The 17,279-nt window shown below is 47.6% G+C and carries 20 protein-coding genes and 1 pseudogene; 3 read left to right on the forward strand and 18 right to left on the reverse strand.

All coding sequences use genetic code 11. The features are described from left to right. The 5 genes and pseudogenes from HV477_RS13060 to vapC all read right to left on the reverse strand — a co-directional run. A partial coding sequence (locus HV477_RS13060; protein ID WP_175065045.1) for a fimbria/pilus outer membrane usher protein occupies window positions 1-972 on the reverse strand: 972 nt, incomplete at its 3' end. A gap of 119 nt (window positions 973-1,091) precedes the next feature. Further along, window positions 1,092-1,676: a fimbrial protein gene (locus tag HV477_RS13065; RefSeq protein ID WP_023233802.1), complete on the reverse strand. Its 585-nt coding sequence runs from the start codon at window positions 1,674-1,676 to the stop codon at window positions 1,092-1,094. A 718-nt stretch (window positions 1,677-2,394) separates the two neighbouring features. Next, window positions 2,395-3,027 carry a YfdX family protein gene (locus HV477_RS13070; RefSeq protein WP_023233801.1) on the reverse strand — a complete coding sequence of 211 codons (633 nt, stop codon included), beginning with the start codon at window positions 3,025-3,027 and terminating at the stop codon, window positions 2,395-2,397. Window positions 3,028-3,073: 46 nt separating this feature from the next. Beyond that, window positions 3,074-3,610, reverse strand: coding sequence for an STM3031 family outer membrane protein (locus HV477_RS13075; RefSeq protein ID WP_001038500.1), 537 nt, complete (start codon window positions 3,608-3,610; stop codon window positions 3,074-3,076). 807 nt (window positions 3,611-4,417) lie between these two features. Then, window positions 4,418-4,588, reverse strand: a pseudogene (gene vapC, locus HV477_RS13080) (tRNA(fMet)-specific endonuclease VapC); the annotation flags it as partial. Window positions 4,589-4,778: 190 nt separating this feature from the next. Between vapC and HV477_RS13085 the strand changes: the two are divergent. Continuing rightward, window positions 4,779-5,585, forward strand: a complete 807-nt coding sequence (locus HV477_RS13085; protein WP_077910616.1) for a DUF1460 domain-containing protein — start codon at window positions 4,779-4,781, stop codon at window positions 5,583-5,585. A 339-nt stretch (window positions 5,586-5,924) separates the two neighbouring features. On the opposite strand, the gene HV477_RS13090 is transcribed toward HV477_RS13085, so the two are convergent. From HV477_RS13090 to HV477_RS13145, 12 genes are all read right to left on the reverse strand, one after another. After that, window positions 5,925-6,248 (reverse strand): TA system toxin CbtA family protein, encoded by a 324-nt coding sequence (locus tag HV477_RS13090; protein WP_020839085.1) that lies wholly within the window; start codon window positions 6,246-6,248, stop codon window positions 5,925-5,927. A 20-nt stretch (window positions 6,249-6,268) separates the two neighbouring features. Next, window positions 6,269-6,589 carry a type IV toxin-antitoxin system YeeU family antitoxin gene (locus HV477_RS13095; RefSeq protein WP_175065046.1) on the reverse strand — a complete coding sequence of 107 codons (321 nt, stop codon included), beginning with the start codon at window positions 6,587-6,589 and terminating at the stop codon, window positions 6,269-6,271. Between the two features lie 18 nt (window positions 6,590-6,607). Further along, the gene (locus HV477_RS13100) at window positions 6,608-6,829 is read right to left on the reverse strand and encodes a DUF987 domain-containing protein (protein WP_016151535.1); all 222 of its coding nucleotides are present in this window, start codon (window positions 6,827-6,829) and stop codon (window positions 6,608-6,610) included. Between the two features lie 8 nt (window positions 6,830-6,837). Then, entirely contained in the window at window positions 6,838-7,320 is a 483-nt protein-coding gene (gene radC, locus HV477_RS13105; protein WP_023193097.1) for a DNA repair protein RadC, read from the reverse strand. 8 nt (window positions 7,321-7,328) lie between these two features. Continuing rightward, on the reverse strand, window positions 7,329-7,772 hold the full coding sequence (locus HV477_RS13110; protein ID WP_020839081.1) for an antirestriction protein: 444 nt from the start codon (window positions 7,770-7,772) through the stop codon (window positions 7,329-7,331). A gap of 30 nt (window positions 7,773-7,802) precedes the next feature. After that, window positions 7,803-8,624, reverse strand: a complete 822-nt coding sequence (locus tag HV477_RS13115; RefSeq protein WP_057950967.1) for a DUF932 domain-containing protein — start codon at window positions 8,622-8,624, stop codon at window positions 7,803-7,805. Between the two features lie 120 nt (window positions 8,625-8,744). After that, a complete protein-coding gene (locus HV477_RS13120) occupies window positions 8,745-9,215 on the reverse strand; it encodes a hypothetical protein (RefSeq protein ID WP_175065047.1) in 471 nt (156 codons plus the stop codon). Between the two features lie 19 nt (window positions 9,216-9,234). After that, window positions 9,235-9,693: a hypothetical protein gene (locus tag HV477_RS13125; protein ID WP_175065048.1), complete on the reverse strand. Its 459-nt coding sequence runs from the start codon at window positions 9,691-9,693 to the stop codon at window positions 9,235-9,237. Next, window positions 9,690-10,397: a YafY family protein gene (locus HV477_RS13130; protein ID WP_175065049.1), complete on the reverse strand. Its 708-nt coding sequence runs from the start codon at window positions 10,395-10,397 to the stop codon at window positions 9,690-9,692. The genes HV477_RS13125 and HV477_RS13130 overlap by 4 nt, the downstream gene beginning before the upstream one ends. A gap of 213 nt (window positions 10,398-10,610) precedes the next feature. Continuing rightward, entirely contained in the window at window positions 10,611-11,486 is an 876-nt protein-coding gene (locus HV477_RS13135; RefSeq protein WP_175065050.1) for a GTPase family protein, read from the reverse strand. 262 nt (window positions 11,487-11,748) lie between these two features. Beyond that, window positions 11,749-12,495 carry an HNH endonuclease gene (locus HV477_RS13140; protein WP_175065051.1) on the reverse strand — a complete coding sequence of 249 codons (747 nt, stop codon included), beginning with the start codon at window positions 12,493-12,495 and terminating at the stop codon, window positions 11,749-11,751. Continuing rightward, window positions 12,492-13,679, reverse strand: a complete 1,188-nt coding sequence (locus HV477_RS13145; protein ID WP_175065052.1) for an AAA family ATPase — start codon at window positions 13,677-13,679, stop codon at window positions 12,492-12,494. The genes HV477_RS13140 and HV477_RS13145 overlap by 4 nt, the downstream gene beginning before the upstream one ends. 501 nt (window positions 13,680-14,180) lie before the next feature. Here HV477_RS13145 and HV477_RS13150 point away from each other — a divergent pair. Together HV477_RS13150 and HV477_RS13155 are read left to right on the forward strand one after the other, a co-directional pair. Then, window positions 14,181-15,089, forward strand: a complete 909-nt coding sequence (locus HV477_RS13150; RefSeq protein ID WP_175065053.1) for a hypothetical protein — start codon at window positions 14,181-14,183, stop codon at window positions 15,087-15,089. Window position 15,090: 1 nt separating this feature from the next. Next, the gene (locus HV477_RS13155) at window positions 15,091-15,897 is read left to right on the forward strand and encodes a GIY-YIG nuclease family protein (RefSeq protein ID WP_001608817.1); all 807 of its coding nucleotides are present in this window, start codon (window positions 15,091-15,093) and stop codon (window positions 15,895-15,897) included. 448 nt (window positions 15,898-16,345) lie between these two features. On the opposite strand, the gene HV477_RS13160 is transcribed toward HV477_RS13155, so the two are convergent. Continuing rightward, window positions 16,346-17,143 carry a hypothetical protein gene (locus HV477_RS13160; RefSeq protein ID WP_175065054.1) on the reverse strand — a complete coding sequence of 266 codons (798 nt, stop codon included), beginning with the start codon at window positions 17,141-17,143 and terminating at the stop codon, window positions 16,346-16,348. Between the last annotated feature and the right edge of the window lie 136 nt (window positions 17,144-17,279).

Here is a 17,279-nt window from a genome sequence, read left to right on the forward strand (position 1 = left end):
CCGGACGCTGACATCCAGGTTGCCGCTGATATTCTGGCTCAGGTCGGGAAGCTCAAAAGGCCCCGGCGACACCCGGGTCTGGTACAGAATGCGACCATTCTGGCTGACGGTGACCTGTGCATTACTGTTCGCAATGCCGCTAATTTTCGGGGCATACCCCTGAAGAGAGGGCGGCAGCATGCGCTCATCGCTGGCCAAAGTGAGCCCAGCAAAGCGGAAGGAGTCAAAAATAGCGGAGCTGAGGTACGTCTGTCCGAGCGTCAGTTTTGAGCGCAGTGCTGGCAAGGCACGGAACAGATACGTCTGCGGCAGATAAAAATCGGACTGTGATGCGCCCTGCCCACTGTCAAAACGGCTGTACTGGTAATCGCTCCGCAATCGCCAGGCGCCGAGATTAAACCCGGCGGTGCCGTAGAGGCTGTAGCTGGTAGAGGTTTCCCCCTGCTGCGGCATATAGCGGTTGACCATCAGGCTGTAATCAAGCAGGCCGGCGGTGACGCCATCGCTCCAGCGTGAAGGGGGCACCCAGTCCGGGTCCTGATAACGCATCCAGGCCTGGGGGATAATGAAGGTCAGACGCTGATTTTCAGCGCTGTACCGTACCTGACTGTCAGCGGAGCGCAGCTCAAGGCATTGCCCGTCCGGGATACCGGTAACGGGTTTCAGGCCATGAATAATCTTATCCTTAAGACCCAGCATGGCCACCATGTCTGTTGTCACACAGATGACGGCCGCGTCGAGTCCGGCAACCGGTACAACCCTGACCGGATACTGTTCCCGTACCGGCTGGTCATTGAGCCAGATATCGAGAATATAGTTACCGGGCGCCACATACCCCTCGCGGCTGAAGGCCGTGAGGTCCACGTTAGACAGGTTCCCGCTGTCCAGCAGGCTGGCATTGAACTCCGTGGCCTGCGACTTCAGGACGGAAAATGTCAGGGTAATCAGAATGGCAAGCCGGGTAATTTTCATGGCATGGCGCTTTCGTGTTGTCGTCCGTGTAACAGACAGCCCGCAGGCACAGTCAGATATAAAAGCCGTCCGATCCCCTCCGTGGACGGCTTCTCTCTGTCGTTATTTACCGCGTAAAATCACAGGTATTTCAGGGTGTAGGTGACGGAGGCGTTAACATCGCCAGGAGTTGCGGCATCTGTCAGGGCTATCAGGCGGGCAAAGAAGTTGAGTTCGTTATTCCCGGCCTGCAGTTGCTGGGCGTCGGTATCCGGCATTGGGGTGTTGGGCTCGATAATTGTGGTGTTGTCACTCTTCAGTAGCTGGACACCAACATGCTGGGCCTTGCCGGTGCTGACGTAAGCTTTACCTGAGGTATCAGCTGTGCCACTGAAAGAGACGGTTACTTTAGACATTTTCCCTGCGGAGCCGGCTATTGTAGTTTCATTCGGATCGAAGGCGCAGTTCTGCAGATGAATGGTGAACGGTTTTGAGTCCGTGGTTGCGTCGGCGGTATTCAGTTTACGGTAAGAAATCTGTCCAAACGGAACGGTGATCGCATCGTCGCCCGGTGCGATATCACAGGGTGAGTTGGTGATGGTACCAGTGAAAAGAATTTTACCTGAGCCGAACGGGCCTGCTGTGGGTGTAGTATCGGCGGCAAATACAGAAGCGCCATACATCATACCGGCAGCCGCCATGGCAAGTATTATTTTATTACGCATAGATAATATGTCCTTTGGGTGAATGAGAATTATTTTGCAAAGGCTGAAAACAACTCTGAGGGTATTAATGAAAGCGTTCAGAAAAGATTCGTATGAATAATAAACGCCTGGTGTTAAACGAAGCACCTGAACTTTCCATCGAAAAATATTGATTTCAGCTAATGCCTAATCAGTTGTAAGAAAATTCTTATTCAAATTAAAACAATAAAAATAGATCGATACGATCGATGATTATGATCGTAATTTAAGAATAATCATCAAAGAAATATTTTTTAATGTAATTATAAGCGGGTGAATACCTAACAGACAGATATTCGCAGCGGACATGAAATGTTTTGTAATATGTTATCGGGAATGTATGTTTTGCTTTTCCATTACACTGGATATTTACAAAACATAATACTAATCATATATAACAATGAAATTACTGGCAGCATAAAAAACTAGATATAACGCAAGTAAAAGGCATTTAATTCCAAAACATTAACTTAATAAATCATTATGAACCATCATAAGTGGAAGGAATAAAAAATAATAAATTGAATGATATTCTTCTGTATTTGTGATGGGCATCACAATAGATATAAATGCAGGTACCCTGACATTTCTGAACTTCGCGGATGAAATTTAAAAACAATGCCGACAGCAAAGAACAAACTGGTAATAGCTGTCAGACATAATGCTGCCTGCTGTAATGTATACAGCAGGCTGGGGGATATTAATGCGCGGCGTCGTGCTGCACGGGGGCCGTGGGTGATTCCTGAACTGACTGAGAGTCTACAACTATGCCATCCTGAGCTGATTTCAGTAACAGACCTGCCTGATAGTATTTTCCTTCGTTCATCAAGGAAAGCGCGGTGGTCACATCCTTACGGGTTTGCTGAAGAGGAATGAGTTCCTGATTTTCAATAACACTGACGCCTGCTAGTTTCAGGGCCTCTATAGTCCCTTTTTTATCTCCTTCTTTCATTTTCTGGTTTGCTTTATTAATAGCATCATTTTTCTGGCCCGCAGGGAGATAATCTTCTGCTACCGTAATCGATGAATTTATCCGAATATAGTGGTCTCCTTCAACTGGGGCTTTTTTATCTGATTTGACATACAGATTCCAGTCAGTGCTGTCATCGTTCAGGAGTTTTTCTGCTTGCGCAGCCAGTTGTTCCGCCTTTTGGGTCCGACCATTAAACAACTCGAATCGCGACATTCCGATATCACGCATGGCCTGCCAGGCCTGTCCGGATATCTTGTCATTATTCAGAGTAACGTTATCAGTCATGTTTGTTGCGGCCATAATATTTCCTGAAAACAGGATAACCATCAGCGCAACGCCTGGCATAATATGGCTTTTCATAATCCATCATCTCCACAAAGTAACATTTTTTATCGGATTATCCTATTCAGAACCGGTAACCCACGCCAAGATTGAAGCCGTTGCTATTAAGGCTTCCGCTGTTATGGGTAGCATCAAAATCCGCGCCCTCATAACCCAGAGTTATAGCGACATTACTGACCGGGGTATAAGCCACGCCAGCAGAATAACCATATCCGACCTTACTATCAGACTCATTTATCCCGTGATCACGCTGATGCAATAATACGGGGCCCACTTGACTATACAGACTTAACTGGTTATTTATTTTCCATGAGGGGCCTGCAAGCAGGGAGTAATAACGGGTTGTTACACGACCATTACTGCTTTCATCGGAATAGCGCTGGCTTCCATTTAGCCAGGCAAATGAGGTTGTCAGCCCCCAGTCCGGTGACATTTCATAGTTGTTTGCCAGCCGAACCCCACGCAACGTCCCGGCGTGATTTGTATGGGACTGGGCGTATCCAAGTGAAAATGTACTGGCATTATCGTCTGCCCATACCGGACTGGCTGCAGCAGACAGCAGAACAATACCGGCACTTCCGGCTAATAGCATTTTGTTCATCTTCTTCTCTCCGGTTATTTTTACCTGATGCCTTACTGGCATGTATTAAGTTAAAATCTTTCCGTGATAACAAACTATAAATAAATCTTTTAATTTATGAGCGCTGTTACGCCAGCAAATACCTTTATCTCCGGCTGTCGGGAGGCTATTCACGAAAATATATCCAGGCCAGAAACAGTATTTAATAATAAATAAACTGAAAAATAAAAACTGACAAAAATAGAAGTTCACTGATATATACCCAAAATAATTTGAGTTGCTTAAAGGCGGCAAGGGAGTGAGTCCCCTGGAGCATAGATAACGATGTGACTGGGGTAAGCGACAAATCTGCCGGGAGCAGATTTGAACGTCGCGTGCGACGGCCCGTCAGGGCGAGGCCCATGGATGGGCCGGGTAATCCGTAGCCAACACATAAGCCACTTGAAGTATGAAGGGTATATAACGGGAAAGAAGGCATATCGGCCTGGTAAATCAACGTCTGTGATTTAAGTTGCAGGAAACGGCTATGGAGAGGGAGGGGGCGGCAGTTATCGGGCAGTAACGGCATTGTTCAGTGAGTATCCAGGAAACAAAAAAAGAAGGGAGCGGTACTCCCTTCGTAAACATGTCAGAATACGACATTTTGGTACTCTTTTATTTATTATCTGGCTGTAAAAGTTATGCTGTTGGCAGATATCTCCAGTCAACATAAAAAAATACCACCAGCTAAAAATGTGATGCAAACCACCATTAAGCAGGTAACCAAATTGACTGTGCCACTAAATCTGGAAAAGAGTTTGAATCCGGGGATAACATCTGATGCAGAAATTAGCACCAGTCTTCTATTCGGATACCCGGAATGCGTTCAAATTCGCGGAGATTGTTTGTGACGACGACCAGTCCGCGGCTACGGGCATGGCCAGCAATCATCTGGTCATAAGGCCCGACAGGTGTTCCCTTGCGGGCCAGTTCGGCACGGATTTGACCGGTATGTATCGCCAGCCTGAAGGGGCATGTTGGCTTTGACGATCAGGCAAAAAACAACGGCGAATAAAGTCGTATGATGATCTTCACATTTATCATCATCAGCGTTCATATTACTCAACCTGTAATCAACCTCTGGCGTTTTTCTGTATCCATCACAACCATTTCCGGTAAAGGTAAAAAAGGGATTTGAACCTTTCCGGAGATGATAATGAAGGTAAATGCATGGACAATTTTGCTTATGTCGGCGCATCTGACGGCCTGTGCCGTCCCTGGCACAGAAAAATATCAGACCAGCATGGACAGCGTTACGGCAGAAAAAATAAGCCGGATTATCCAGTCGGATGTCATTCCTTATAAAGGCGAAAACCATGGAGAAGTTATCAGCCGCGTATCGTCTGCTTTTCTCGGAACACCTTATCAGGCGGATACGCTCATCGGTGGGCTCGGCATCCCCGAAGTCCTTGTAGCGAATTTCAACGGCGTGGACTGCTTTACCCTGGCTGATTACGTTGAAGCCCTGGCCCGCAGCGATAATCAGAAATCGTTTCTGCATAATCTTGCCAGGACTCGCTACGCCGCGGGCAAAGTTGCTTATCTCAGCCGCCGGCACTTCTTCTCTGACTGGTTCGCCGCAGCACCGCGTAATGCACGGGATGTAACGCCGGATATCAGCCCTGATTATGTCGTTGTTGACAAGCAGCTTAACCATAAACCTGATGGCGGCGAGTACATTCCTGGTCTGGGCATCCATCCTCGTAAAATAAATTACATTCCCGGAAGAGCCATCAACCAGCAGGTCATGAACCACCTAAAAAACGGGGATTATATCGGTGTCTACTCCCCGCTTGACGGGCTGGACGTTTCACATGTGGGTATCGTAGTTCGCCATGATGAACAGGTGTGGTTCAGGAACGCCTCCTCATTGGCCGCAAACAGAAAAGTGGTGGACACACCGTTTATGGAATACATGCATTCCAGACCGGGCATCGTTGTGCTGCGGGCTGAATGATAAAGTCATTACCGGAGTCGCCAGCTGATAATAGCCGTCCGACATAGGTATTGAAACCCTGTGTACTGTGGGGCCGACACGGAAAATTGCTATAAATTCGTGGAGTTAGTAGATATTAGAAGGTATTTGTCTGGAGCGGGCGAAGGGAATCGAACACACCCACCAACAACCTGAAAAATATAGAATTTTCAAGTTATATCTTAATTTACACCCCCAAAGATACCCCCAAAGCACAGAGACTTTGAATTCAAGTAATTACCTTTGTCGATAAATCAGCAGGAAGCGAGATGATAGCAAATGGCAGGCATACTCGAAAGCAGCGACACCATTAGCATCAGACTAATTACGATTTAATAAACCCAGATCGCAGCGGGCCCTCATGATATCAATAATCGTGAGATATGACGTTTGTTCTTGCCAGCTAAACCCTCTGCGATCGATACGAACCAGTTCGTACTTTTCCACTAGAAAGTTAATGGCATTAGCGAGAGTGATACCGGCATCGATATGTTCCTTTATAACGGTTTCATCACTGAACGGCGTATCGTTCAGTGTCAGACCATAGTGCTGTTCCAGCAGGCGTGTCAGTAAAGTTTGCCAGACAGCCACGGGCGACAGGCAGGGTTCCGCCGCACGCGAAATTGTAGCAGGTAGAGTTTTCATGTTTGCTCTCGTGAAATTAGTTAGCGTTGACTGGGATAAACAGCGATGTATACGTAGCCGCAACTGCCAAGGGGATCGGCTTCGCAGGTAAAACCATTGTGGTACAGGGTGACGCAGTGGGCATGGCGGGGATTCATTTCACCAGTGGTCAGCATCGACTCCATCTGACTGATAAAGTGCGGGAATGTTTCATCCAGCCTCCGGCATTCGGCGTCACTTAATTTACCAGTGATGCTTGCCCGGTCAGCCAGATAGTGCAGCCGGTTGCCCTCCTGTACCAGACGGGCTCCCAGGCGCGGCGTGATATCACGCTGCAGTCCCCATGTGACATTACTGCTCATCGGGCTTCTCCTTTATTGTCAGTTCAGGGTGATACTCATCAGGCAGGCATAAGGCCCGTTGCGGTCCTGGCGGCGTTCGGCGTATACCGCCAGCACGCCGGGAATGTCAGGAACTACCTGACCGGTGTAATGACAGACACTGCCGTGCCACTGGTATCTGCCGGTACAGTATCGAAAAATGCGGGAGGCCGGATGCTGACGGTAAATCGTCATCGCCCGGCGTTTACTGATAATTTTCATGTAATACCTCAAAGCAGACCGTGTTCAGCGAACGACAATATCTGCGTGCCACCGACGATGAAATGGTCAGGCATACGGATATCAACGAGCTGAAGCGCCTGCACCAGACGCTGCGTGATGGTCTTATCTGCCTGGCTGGGCGTGGTGTCGCCGGAGGGGTGGTTATGCGCCAGAATCACTGCTGCCGCATTGAAGTACAGGGCGCGCTTGACCACCTCACGAGGATGTACCTCGGTGCTGCTGATGGAACCGGCAAACAGGGTTTCGTGGGCAATCAACTGGTTCTGCTGGTTCAGATACAGCACCATAAACTCTTCGCGCTCCAGCCCCGCCATTTTCAGTTTCAGCCAGTCACGGGCAGCCTGAGTGGAGGTGAATGCCACGCCTGTTTCGCGCAGGTGTCGGTCAAGCAGGGTTAAGGCGCGTTTTACCGTAAGTTTTGCTGTCAGTGGAAGTGCCAGAGTCTGTGGGATAAGTGACTGTTCCATCATGAATATCCTTAATCAATAATGCGAAAAATGGCGTGGGATTCAGGGTGCTGCAGAGCGTAATCCCGCAGGCGGTAATAGTGATCCGTCATGGCATCGCATTCAGTGCGACAGGAATGGTGGCTATATGCCATCAGGCAGAGCGCAATACCGGCAGCCTCTCCGCTTATTTCCGCACCATTGCCGTTCATGCCATTGAACAGATGCCATTTATCGTCACCGTCAGCATCAGGGGCCATAAACGCACCGCCATTACTGAGCGTGTAAAAGGACCAGATTCCACCGCAGTACTCGTCACAGAAGCGATCCATCCAAGCGAAAATGCGAGGTTCAAGAGTTATCCATTGCGGGATTGAGCCAAAGTGCTGCGGCCAGAAGCCGATGCGTAGCTCGTCAGGGACCACCGAGGCAGTAATTGCCGCCTGCTCAGCGAACTCAGGGTTGTGTGTATCCATTAAACTATCTCCTTATGCCGGAACGGTTGTTTAACGCCCGAAAAACTCGAGCATGTTTTCTGCCATCACCCACAGAGCACGATTGAGCTTCACATCGCCATCAATACCGGTAACAGCACGCGTGCGGCTGTTTTTCCCCTGTGCGGTTCGCCCTGACAGACCACCTTTCATCAGGTTCTCCTGCACGCGCTGGTATACGGTCCACAGGTCATCGCTGTAGTCCTCCCGACGACGCGGAGTCAGCAACTGCGATACCGTGACCGGCTGGTGGTCCTCACCAAATCGATACTTCAGTGCAGCATTCGCCAGTGCGTGACGGGCGGGTACAGGTAGCGCCAGAGACTGCATTGCATCTCGTTTCTCATCCACCCGGTCAAAGACCCCGAGCACTTCGTAAGCCCCTTCAATCACCTTCTCGATGACATTACCTTTATGCGATACCCGCACTTCTCCGAATGACTGGCCGCAGACCAGGCCGTTGGTACAGACGCCGCGAAACAGTCCCGGCAGCATCTGGTAGCTCGAGGAGCCGTCATGGCTGTTGAGCAGGATGATTTCCGGTACCTGATGCCCGGTAAGTTGCCCGGCTCGACGCAGACGCAGCATATGCTTGGTATGCTCCCGCTTGCTCTGGTCCCGGACCTTCGTCTGGCAGGCAAAGAACGGCTCAAAGCCTTCACGCTGCAGGCTTTCGAGGATGGTAATGGTAGGGATGTAGGTATAACGGTCTGAACGAGACTCATGTTTGTCACTCCCGAACACGCTGGGGACATGACTCATCAGCTCTTCGTGGGTCAGAGGTCGGTCACGGCGTATCTGGTTTATACGGCCAAAGCGGCTGGCTAATCGCATGGGTAACTCCTTATCTGATAATGAAATAAAAACAAAAAAAGCCATGTTCCCGAAGGAGCATGGCCTGTTGCTATCTGGTGTTGGTATGTTGCGGGCTGTAGAGGACTGAAATGTGAAGGATTAATCGCTGTAGTGTGTGGTCCGGCACTCACTGAGGTCAGACAGCTCTTTTTGCGTATTTTTCAGGCCCGGACTGAAGGAGCCAACTTTGTTATTGTTGACGTAGACATCGAAATTAGACGACTGACCCAGCGCGTCAATAAATGACACCCAGGCATTGTCACCGTTTCGCCAGCCGAGGGAGGAAGGTAACGGATACTGGCTGTTATCCATGACCACCGTTATTTCTGTCCCGTCATCGTGAGAATCCAGCATCGTACCATTGGGCAGGGTTATTAATACGCCATGCTGCAGAATGTTTTGCTCATCCGGATTACCGGTGCAGTTGAGGTTAAAAATGACCTTCTCGGGGCTACTGATAATGTATTCCGTCACCCCCATACCAAAACCGCTGGCCCACATATTAGGGATCGCGTGTGCGACGCCAGTGAATGCCAGTACGGCGAACAAGACAGATAAGTAACGTTTCATGACACCACCTCTTTTTATTTTATTCTGAATAGTCGAGAACCTCGACGATTTTGCCTTTGTAGTACAAAGCAACAGACGCCAGGGTGTTACGGTTAGTAGGTTTAATAAAGCCCACTTTAAAATCGGTAGAACAGACCTGGTCGATGTTCAGTTGACCTTGGGTTGGAAAGACATCCATCGCGTCACCGTTAGCACGGTCTACGACGCCGTAGAAGCCACCTGGGCAGGCCTTACTACCAGTGTGGCTGGTAACGATGGCAACCCGCTTATTGGAAGAGATGGAGACAACGGAACAACTCTTCTGCAGCAACTTACGCTGAGTACACCAGTAAGGCTTGTTATTCGCATTGATATCGCGAGTGTAGGCAGGGATCCCGCCATCGATACTCCCCTGGAAGCCACTGAAGACATCAGCCTGCACATGGTTGATGTTAAACCCAACGGCAATAGCCATTAAGGCTGTGTTGAGTAATTTCATACCTGTTCCTTATGGATAAGTTGCCCGTAACTGCCGTCACCGAGCAGTGAATGAAAAACATGAAAATGAGGTAGCGCTTGTAAAAATTCGGAGCGAGACAGGATGTCCCGCATATTGGCATCAGGAGTAAAGCTGTCGGGATGAGAAGTGACCGCCCGAATATCCGCCAGTGGCAGCGCGATAATGCGAGTCTGGTGCGTTCCTGTCAGATACCAGCCACCGTCATACAGAACCAGTCGGTAGGGAGCGACATCTGTATAGCAACATCCGTTGCATCGCAAGGTCACTTTCCTGCATTCCTGGACGGCATTCACCAGCCGGGTAAAGACTCCACTATCGGTTACAGCCGGAGAAGCGCGCCCCTGCCAGATGAGACAGGGTGATTCGCCCGAACCACCAAGAAGTGAACTGACAAGATGACCATCCAGTTCCGGAAACAGCGCTTCGACGCCTGACTGGCGGGCAAAAGTCATTACTACCAGTTCCCTCTGGCGACTGCCGGACAGCAGACGGCACCGGCCCTGACGATAATCGAGGTCCAGATACATCAGTCGTTCGCGGAAATCCCGGCGCAGGGTGCGGACCGACACACCAAACTCGGCGGCCAGTTTGCACATATCCAGCGTTTCACCCGCTACCAGACGACCAATAATCATCGACAGTCTGACCGCAAGCCGGTCATGGCGACGTTCAGCCTGAGTCATAAGACTTCGTTCTCCGGTAAGCTAATTCTCTGAAAAGATGCGGATTAGTGTAACAAGGGGGTATGGCAGGGTATGGACACAGAAAGACGATTTTTTAAATCGGTCGATTCAAGGAAGGGCGCGGTCTGCCCGGGAATTCAGCTCTTTACCCGGTATAAATCCGCCATAAACGGACAGGGTATGTCCCCGCATTATTGCCTTGCCTGCATAGCGTCAGAAGAAAATCCAGTCCCAGACGCCCCGGGCAACCGATACCACAGCATCACGTACGGTACGAATCACAGTTTTAAGGGGAGCGGGCAGGAGCGACGATGATTCTGCCGTATCAAACACCCTCCCCACCGCTTCACCGAAATCGTTACGGGCTTGCGACTTTACCGGCTCTGTGCATAGCCTCCCGTGCAGTTGCGTCGCTACCGGACTGGTGGCTCGATCCGGCAGGCAGCGCATCATGGTTGCCACCATCTCCTCAACGCCCCATCCACTACAGGCTGACACAACACAGACCGGATGACGGGGGCGAAACATCACAGCAATGGCGGCCTGCTTTTCCTGAAGATTAACCCGTTGCTGTGCTGAAGGCGTGCTGGTACGGGTATCCCATTCGTGGCAGGGTTCGATTTTGTCGGCCTGGTTCAGCACAAACAGCACCTGTTGCTGATAAGGTTGCATTACCCCGAGCCAGAACTGCTCGTCCACCGACAGCGCCCGGTCATCGGTTTTGATAACCCACAGCACTAAATCCAGTTCCGGCAGGATGTGACGATACAGTGCTGTATATTCCTCGTCGCGTTGCTCGCTTTCGCCCACACCAGGTAAATCAACAACCATCAGACTGTGATTGCCATTGCAGAGCCGAAAGCGCAGCACATCACGTGTGCAGGCTTTCACATCGCTGACCGGTGTGACTTCGCCCTGGAACAGGGCATTACAGAGCGACGACTTCCCTACTCCAGTTTTACCCATGATACCGATTACCGGCTCGTACTGCGTGAGACTGCGAAGACGTGCAAGGATAAGTTTTCGAAGCGGGTGTGGCAGTGAAGACAAGGGTTGCTCAAAGGCCTTAAGGCCGTCCAACTTTTGCATACGAAGATCTCAGCGTGAAAAATAACAAGCCCCGCAATCCGGAAAAGATGCGGGAGATTCACGAAGATAATATCTGTCTGAAATTATTTGGAATTTTAGATTAATACGTAAATGACCTTGTGCAGTATAGGACTGAACGATGTCCGTTTAGTGCCAGAAGCGGAAACTGGGACAATAGTATTCTATGTAGAGAAAGATCAGGTTATATCCGTTAGAGCCTAGTTGGAGGAAAAAAGGCTCTAATGGGAGAAGCAATCTTTTTTTACTTTGAAGTGGGAAGTCTGAGCGCCAAAGAATTCTGATGTAATTCCTCAAACAGCTCCGACCAGATATTTAGAGCCTCCATAGTAGTTCGGATCGTCGCATACTCTTCACTGTCATGAAGTGTTGTTGACGAAACTGCTGAAAAAAGTGCGCTTTTCTGACACTGATTCAAAAGGGCCCTAACAATTTTATTTAACTCTCTTTTCCTTGCAGGAATTGGAGAAGCCAGATAGTTTTTTAATCTTTCCTCTGCTTTTTCAATCCATTCTTCAATAAGTGTGCCAACTTTACAGCGTTCCGTAACATAATGTTCACTGTCGTTTAAATTAAGAACATCTACGGTCATAACACCCGTCGGATTTCTTCCCTTCAATCTATAAGCTTTTAAATAAATGTAATCTGCTGGATTATCGACGGCAGGATTGATAATAGGCTCGGCAACGACATCATGATCACTTTTTGTACCATTGCAGTGTCGGCAAGCAGGTAAGAGATTATTCCACTCTATGACATCATCTGGATAATCATCTTTATGCTTGAAATGGTCTATTTCTAGATATGTGCTTTTCTGATTAAGAATTACTTCGCAATAGACACACTTATTATTCCCTAACGTAAGGCATGCGTCTTTAACATCCTGATTCTGCCACACATGAGTTTTATTGGATTTATATAATTGGGTTAGTTGAGCAACCTTATTAGGATGAAAAAAGACAGGCGTGAAATTACGGTCGACCTTAATCATGAGTCTTCCCCGCTGTCCTCTAACATATCAATGCTCATACTTAAAGATTTTCGCAGCACGTTCTTCGGATGCAAGATAGTGTCCAGATACATATAAGATACGCGGGCATTTTCATGATCCTCCGCATCGATGTAACGATAAAATTCTTGGAGCTTATGCTCAAGCTCTTTACTTAATGTACTTTCCATCCCCATCACATCGCGCAGCACTTCATCAATAGTCCAGCCCGTATAGCCATTCTCACGCCCCGTATGACTGCGCACCTTGGTCTCACCATTTTCTGCCTGTTCCAATGCAATGATCTGCTCAGGCTTACCATTCTGTACTACATGTGGGCTATGGGTAGTCACAATAAACTGTGTTTGAGGGAACATTCTCGTTATCACTTCAGTGATGCGTGCTTGCCATTCAGGATGGAGATGCATCTCAATTTCATCAATAATAATGATGCCATCGAAATCAGCTGCATAAATATCTTCTTTGATAAAGCGAAGCTCAATCTCTTTGATAATTCCAATGATGATTGCCATGCAGGATTTGAATCCAGATGAAAGATACTCGTACCATATTTCTCCATTAGGAGTATTCACAAAGATATCGAAATTACGCCCATCAATACGACTGAAACTATAATCTTGGTTTAGTTGATAAATGCATGAGAGTGCCAGCGATAGATTTCTTTTTGAGTTTTCCGTGAATATTCCTTTTTGTGAATCTTCCAGCAGATAGCGCTTACCAAGCCACCCTTTTAAATCGTTAAATAAAACACCTTTACTGTTCTGATGAGAAATGTTACTTTCATCTCTTTCGGGATCTTCACCAATATTGGAAAGTCTGGAATAGGGGAGATTTCTTTCGATATCGAAGCGAATAAGATAGCGAATATCAGGTATTTGAGTATGATAACCTGGTTGTACACCCGGGGCTGTGGGCTCAACGTTTGAAATGAATTCGGTAACTGAGTCGTCAAAAAGAATAGCAATTTTTACATTACCATCCTCCTCACTCATAACGTTTTTTTTGATATTCGATCCATGTCTGATGAACATAAATGCAATTGCATCAAGTATAGTCGATTTACCTATCCCGTTAGGTCCGCAAATGATATTCATCGCCTCGGAAAAAGATATTTTTAGGTTCTTTATTCCACCGATGTTGTTGATTTCTATGTTTTTGACTTTCAATATTCTTCCCTCATCTCAAATCTGCATTCATTTCCAGGAATAATAGGACCGTTGGGGCTATGCAGTATTCACCTTCATTTTCACAACGTTTAGATCTCCGGTTAGTATACCTTTACTGCACTCATTTTACGCTACGAGATTCACACAATTTGACCTGACTTGCTTCCAGTGGATTCACACATCTCGATGTTTGTTCTGAACAACGTTCTGATAATAAGAAATGAGAACTTCCGCTTTTCGCTCACAGCGGACCTTTAGCACTTCACCTGATGCCTGACAGCATCGCACCTCGCTTCATGTCTAACCCCTCTGTTAGTCCGGCATGGTCAATGGCTCCGTTGACAATGGTGCTACTTTCCAATACGTTAAGCACAAGGTTAGCGCGACCCGGCAGCTCACGGCCAAAGCGGAATGCAGCGCAGACTTATCAAATCTTTTTTGGTTAAGTGTCTTTGATTCTTATGGTTCGTGAGCACATAAGACAGATTAGAGACTTAAACCATGAAACAATTCCCTACATGCGCTGAAGCAAAAGCCCACGCTAAATACCTTTCACGGTCGCTCAATATCAATCTAAGCTACGCCCGGGATGCAGTGGCATTACGCTATAACTGCCATAACTGGTCGGAACTCAGCACAGTATTTGGTCAGCTTAGCGATAAGTACATGTCGTTCTATGGCCTTGCCAGCCATGAAGAAAAGCGTGTTTTTAGCCAGCTTCTGGCACCGTATATCGCAGAATTGCAAAATGCCATTCATCCTGACCGCCATGTGCCGGAAAGCTTGATACGTAAGATCGCTGAAGGCCATATTTCCCGGGTATCCGGTAAAGTCATGTCGGCTGTAATACGTGAATGCGAGGATTTTCCTCCCACGACAGTTAAAGACATCATTGAACTGCTTGAATTTTATGATGAAACGGTCAGCCGGGTATTAGCAGGACATCACAAACAGATCCCGACCAATAATCCTTGGCTGGAACCTTGGGTATTTGGTGTGCGCTTTTATGCCTATTACCACTTTAATGGCAAGCAGGTCACCATCTTAAGCCGGGAGTGGGATTTAGATATTCATGATGCCTACCTGCCACATGCCTGTGACAGAGTATTTTCACGCCCATGGTTTCAAGACTATATGATCGGCTATCTGGCCTACCTCGTGAAGCAATTTATCGGATTGGGTTACGATGGTACCGTTAAGATTTGTTGCATTAATAATTATAGCGCGCTGGATTACCATCAGAAAAAAGCAGCCCCCAACGGTCGTGTGGGGCTCAATCACTTATACAGAGAGTTACTTAATCGCGGGGGAGAAGAAAAGTGGTCGTTTAGTCAAAATGGTCATAAACATGATTTTGGTATCGATCTCCCGTTTACCGCATTGACCTCATTGAAGAAAGGAAGAAAATGAGATGAACAAAGCCGGAAAAATAGCGTATTCATGGCTAAAGGCACAGAGCGATAGCGAAAAAATTCGATTTATTGCACAAGCGCTGGGGAGTGTCGAATATCAGGCGTTTATAAAAAAACATCAGCCTGAAAAGCAGCATGCCCACAATCTACCTTTAAGTTTTTTGAAATGGCATTTGCCTCAGAAACTAGTGGCCTCCTATCAGGGCAAGGAGATCGGCCTGAGAAGTGTACCGGAGACGGTTGGCGATAAGCTGGAAATTCGGCATACCTGGATGCCAACAGGACAGTTTGCTCCTTCGCGTCATGGATCTTACATACCACTGGGAACCCACGTTGCTTGTACTGCTCTGATGCAACCCTTTTTGCAAAAACAGCAGGAAAAATGTCTGGAGCAGGCCTGGCAGGCAGCACTTCCCCTGCTTCTGTCACCTGACATCAGTAATAACAATGAATTCACCGCTCCATGGCTTGATTACGAGCCCTATCTAAATGGTGAAACGGATGTGTACTTTTTACTGGATGAACCTCAGGAAAGAGTCAAGATTGGAATATCAGGTAATCTCAGGCAACGCGTGGATACCTTGAAGCAACAACATAATACCAGCCTGAGTCTTATCTCCATAATACCCGCAGGGGGTATTGAGACAGAATCCGCATTACATCTTTTCTTTAAAAAATACAGGTTGGATCAGAAGGGGCTTGGTCGAGAGTGGTTTTCTTACACGGATGAATTATGCGAATTTATCAATACCCTGAACACCTATGCAATCAGGAGCCACTGTCTAAGAGCTTACGGCATTATCTGACATAAGATCGTATCTTTAGGGCCCGTGGCGCTACGCACCTACAGGTGTGAAAAATCGATTATTTAACCCCTGTGCCGTATGTAACCATTAAGCCAGTACAGGTCTGGCAGAACCAGGCAACAACATGCCAGAATGAACGCTACAAGCCATCAGTCTTGGCAAGAGAAATTATATCTTCTTCGGAAGCGGTCACGGTGATGAGTACAGCAAAAACCTATCTTATTACGCTACATCCAGATCACACCAACTGCCTTTACGCGCTGGTGCGTATCAGATATCAATACTTATGCTTGGAACTCCGGTTCATGTCAGACAGAGCGTCTACACTGCAGCGCAATATATTCTTTATCACATTGCTGACTTTCACCGGCACAAGGTAATTCAACCTGGATGAGTCTATGGTTGCCACGGGATAGATGAAAACGCATGGCAGGAATAAGAATCAACGTTATTTTTTACCGTGGTAGACCACTATTATGTTGTCTGGTTTTCTTAACGTCGGGGCCGTAGCAGGGTCAATCAGGTACACAGGTACTATCACGGCATTTTTCCCACTAAACAGGATTGGCACCCAGCAGTGAACTCGTGGATCTCCTGTCGTCTCCGGGATACCACTTGTACCGTATGACATAAGATCAACCACATTGATAAAAAGCGCCTTACCTATATCAAAGAAAAACTCGTTAAAAACCACATCTTTTGCCAGCAAAATCACAGCGTCACCTGCCGCAAATTTGACTGGCGATGAGGAGAGTTCTGAGGTCCCGGCATCAGCAAATATAATCCTTTCGGTATAGATAAAACAGGCGTAACGGGCATCCTGTTCTGACCTCTCCAGGATAAACTGACAGAGCTCTTTGATATGTCGATTTTCGACCCTGCCAACTGCATTATCCCGACGGTAGTGTCGTTTATGTTCGCGAACATGCACCCTGCCATTGACGCTGTCAAAGTCATACCCTTTTCCAACCTGGAGCTTACTTTCCCAGATCTCCATGCAGTACTTTTCAGCAGTCACAACATTTCTTCGGCGAGGCAAATCCTGCTGGTAGACACCAGACAGTAATCGGGCCTTAAGTTCGTCCGCAAGCTGATAATAGCGATTAATATCTTTCAGTACCGGAACGGTGGCATCCAGCAATGTGGAAATAACCTGCGATCGTGAGATCTTCTGTTTTTTGCTGTATTCATCAACAACACGCAGAGTCTCAGAATTGGTTACATTGAAAGTGATTCGTTCTGACATGCCAATCACCTATTAAGCATTTTTTGGAAAGTGCATAACAATTAACCTTAAACACCTTCATTATCAACAAGTTTATTTTTTTGATCTTTCTCTTTCGTTATCAATTCATAGTAATATGCTCTCACGTAAAAATACT

The sequence above is a fragment of the Salmonella sp. SG203 genome (assembly GCF_013350575.1).
Classification (GTDB): Bacteria; Pseudomonadota; Gammaproteobacteria; order Enterobacterales; family Enterobacteriaceae; genus Salmonella; species Salmonella enterica.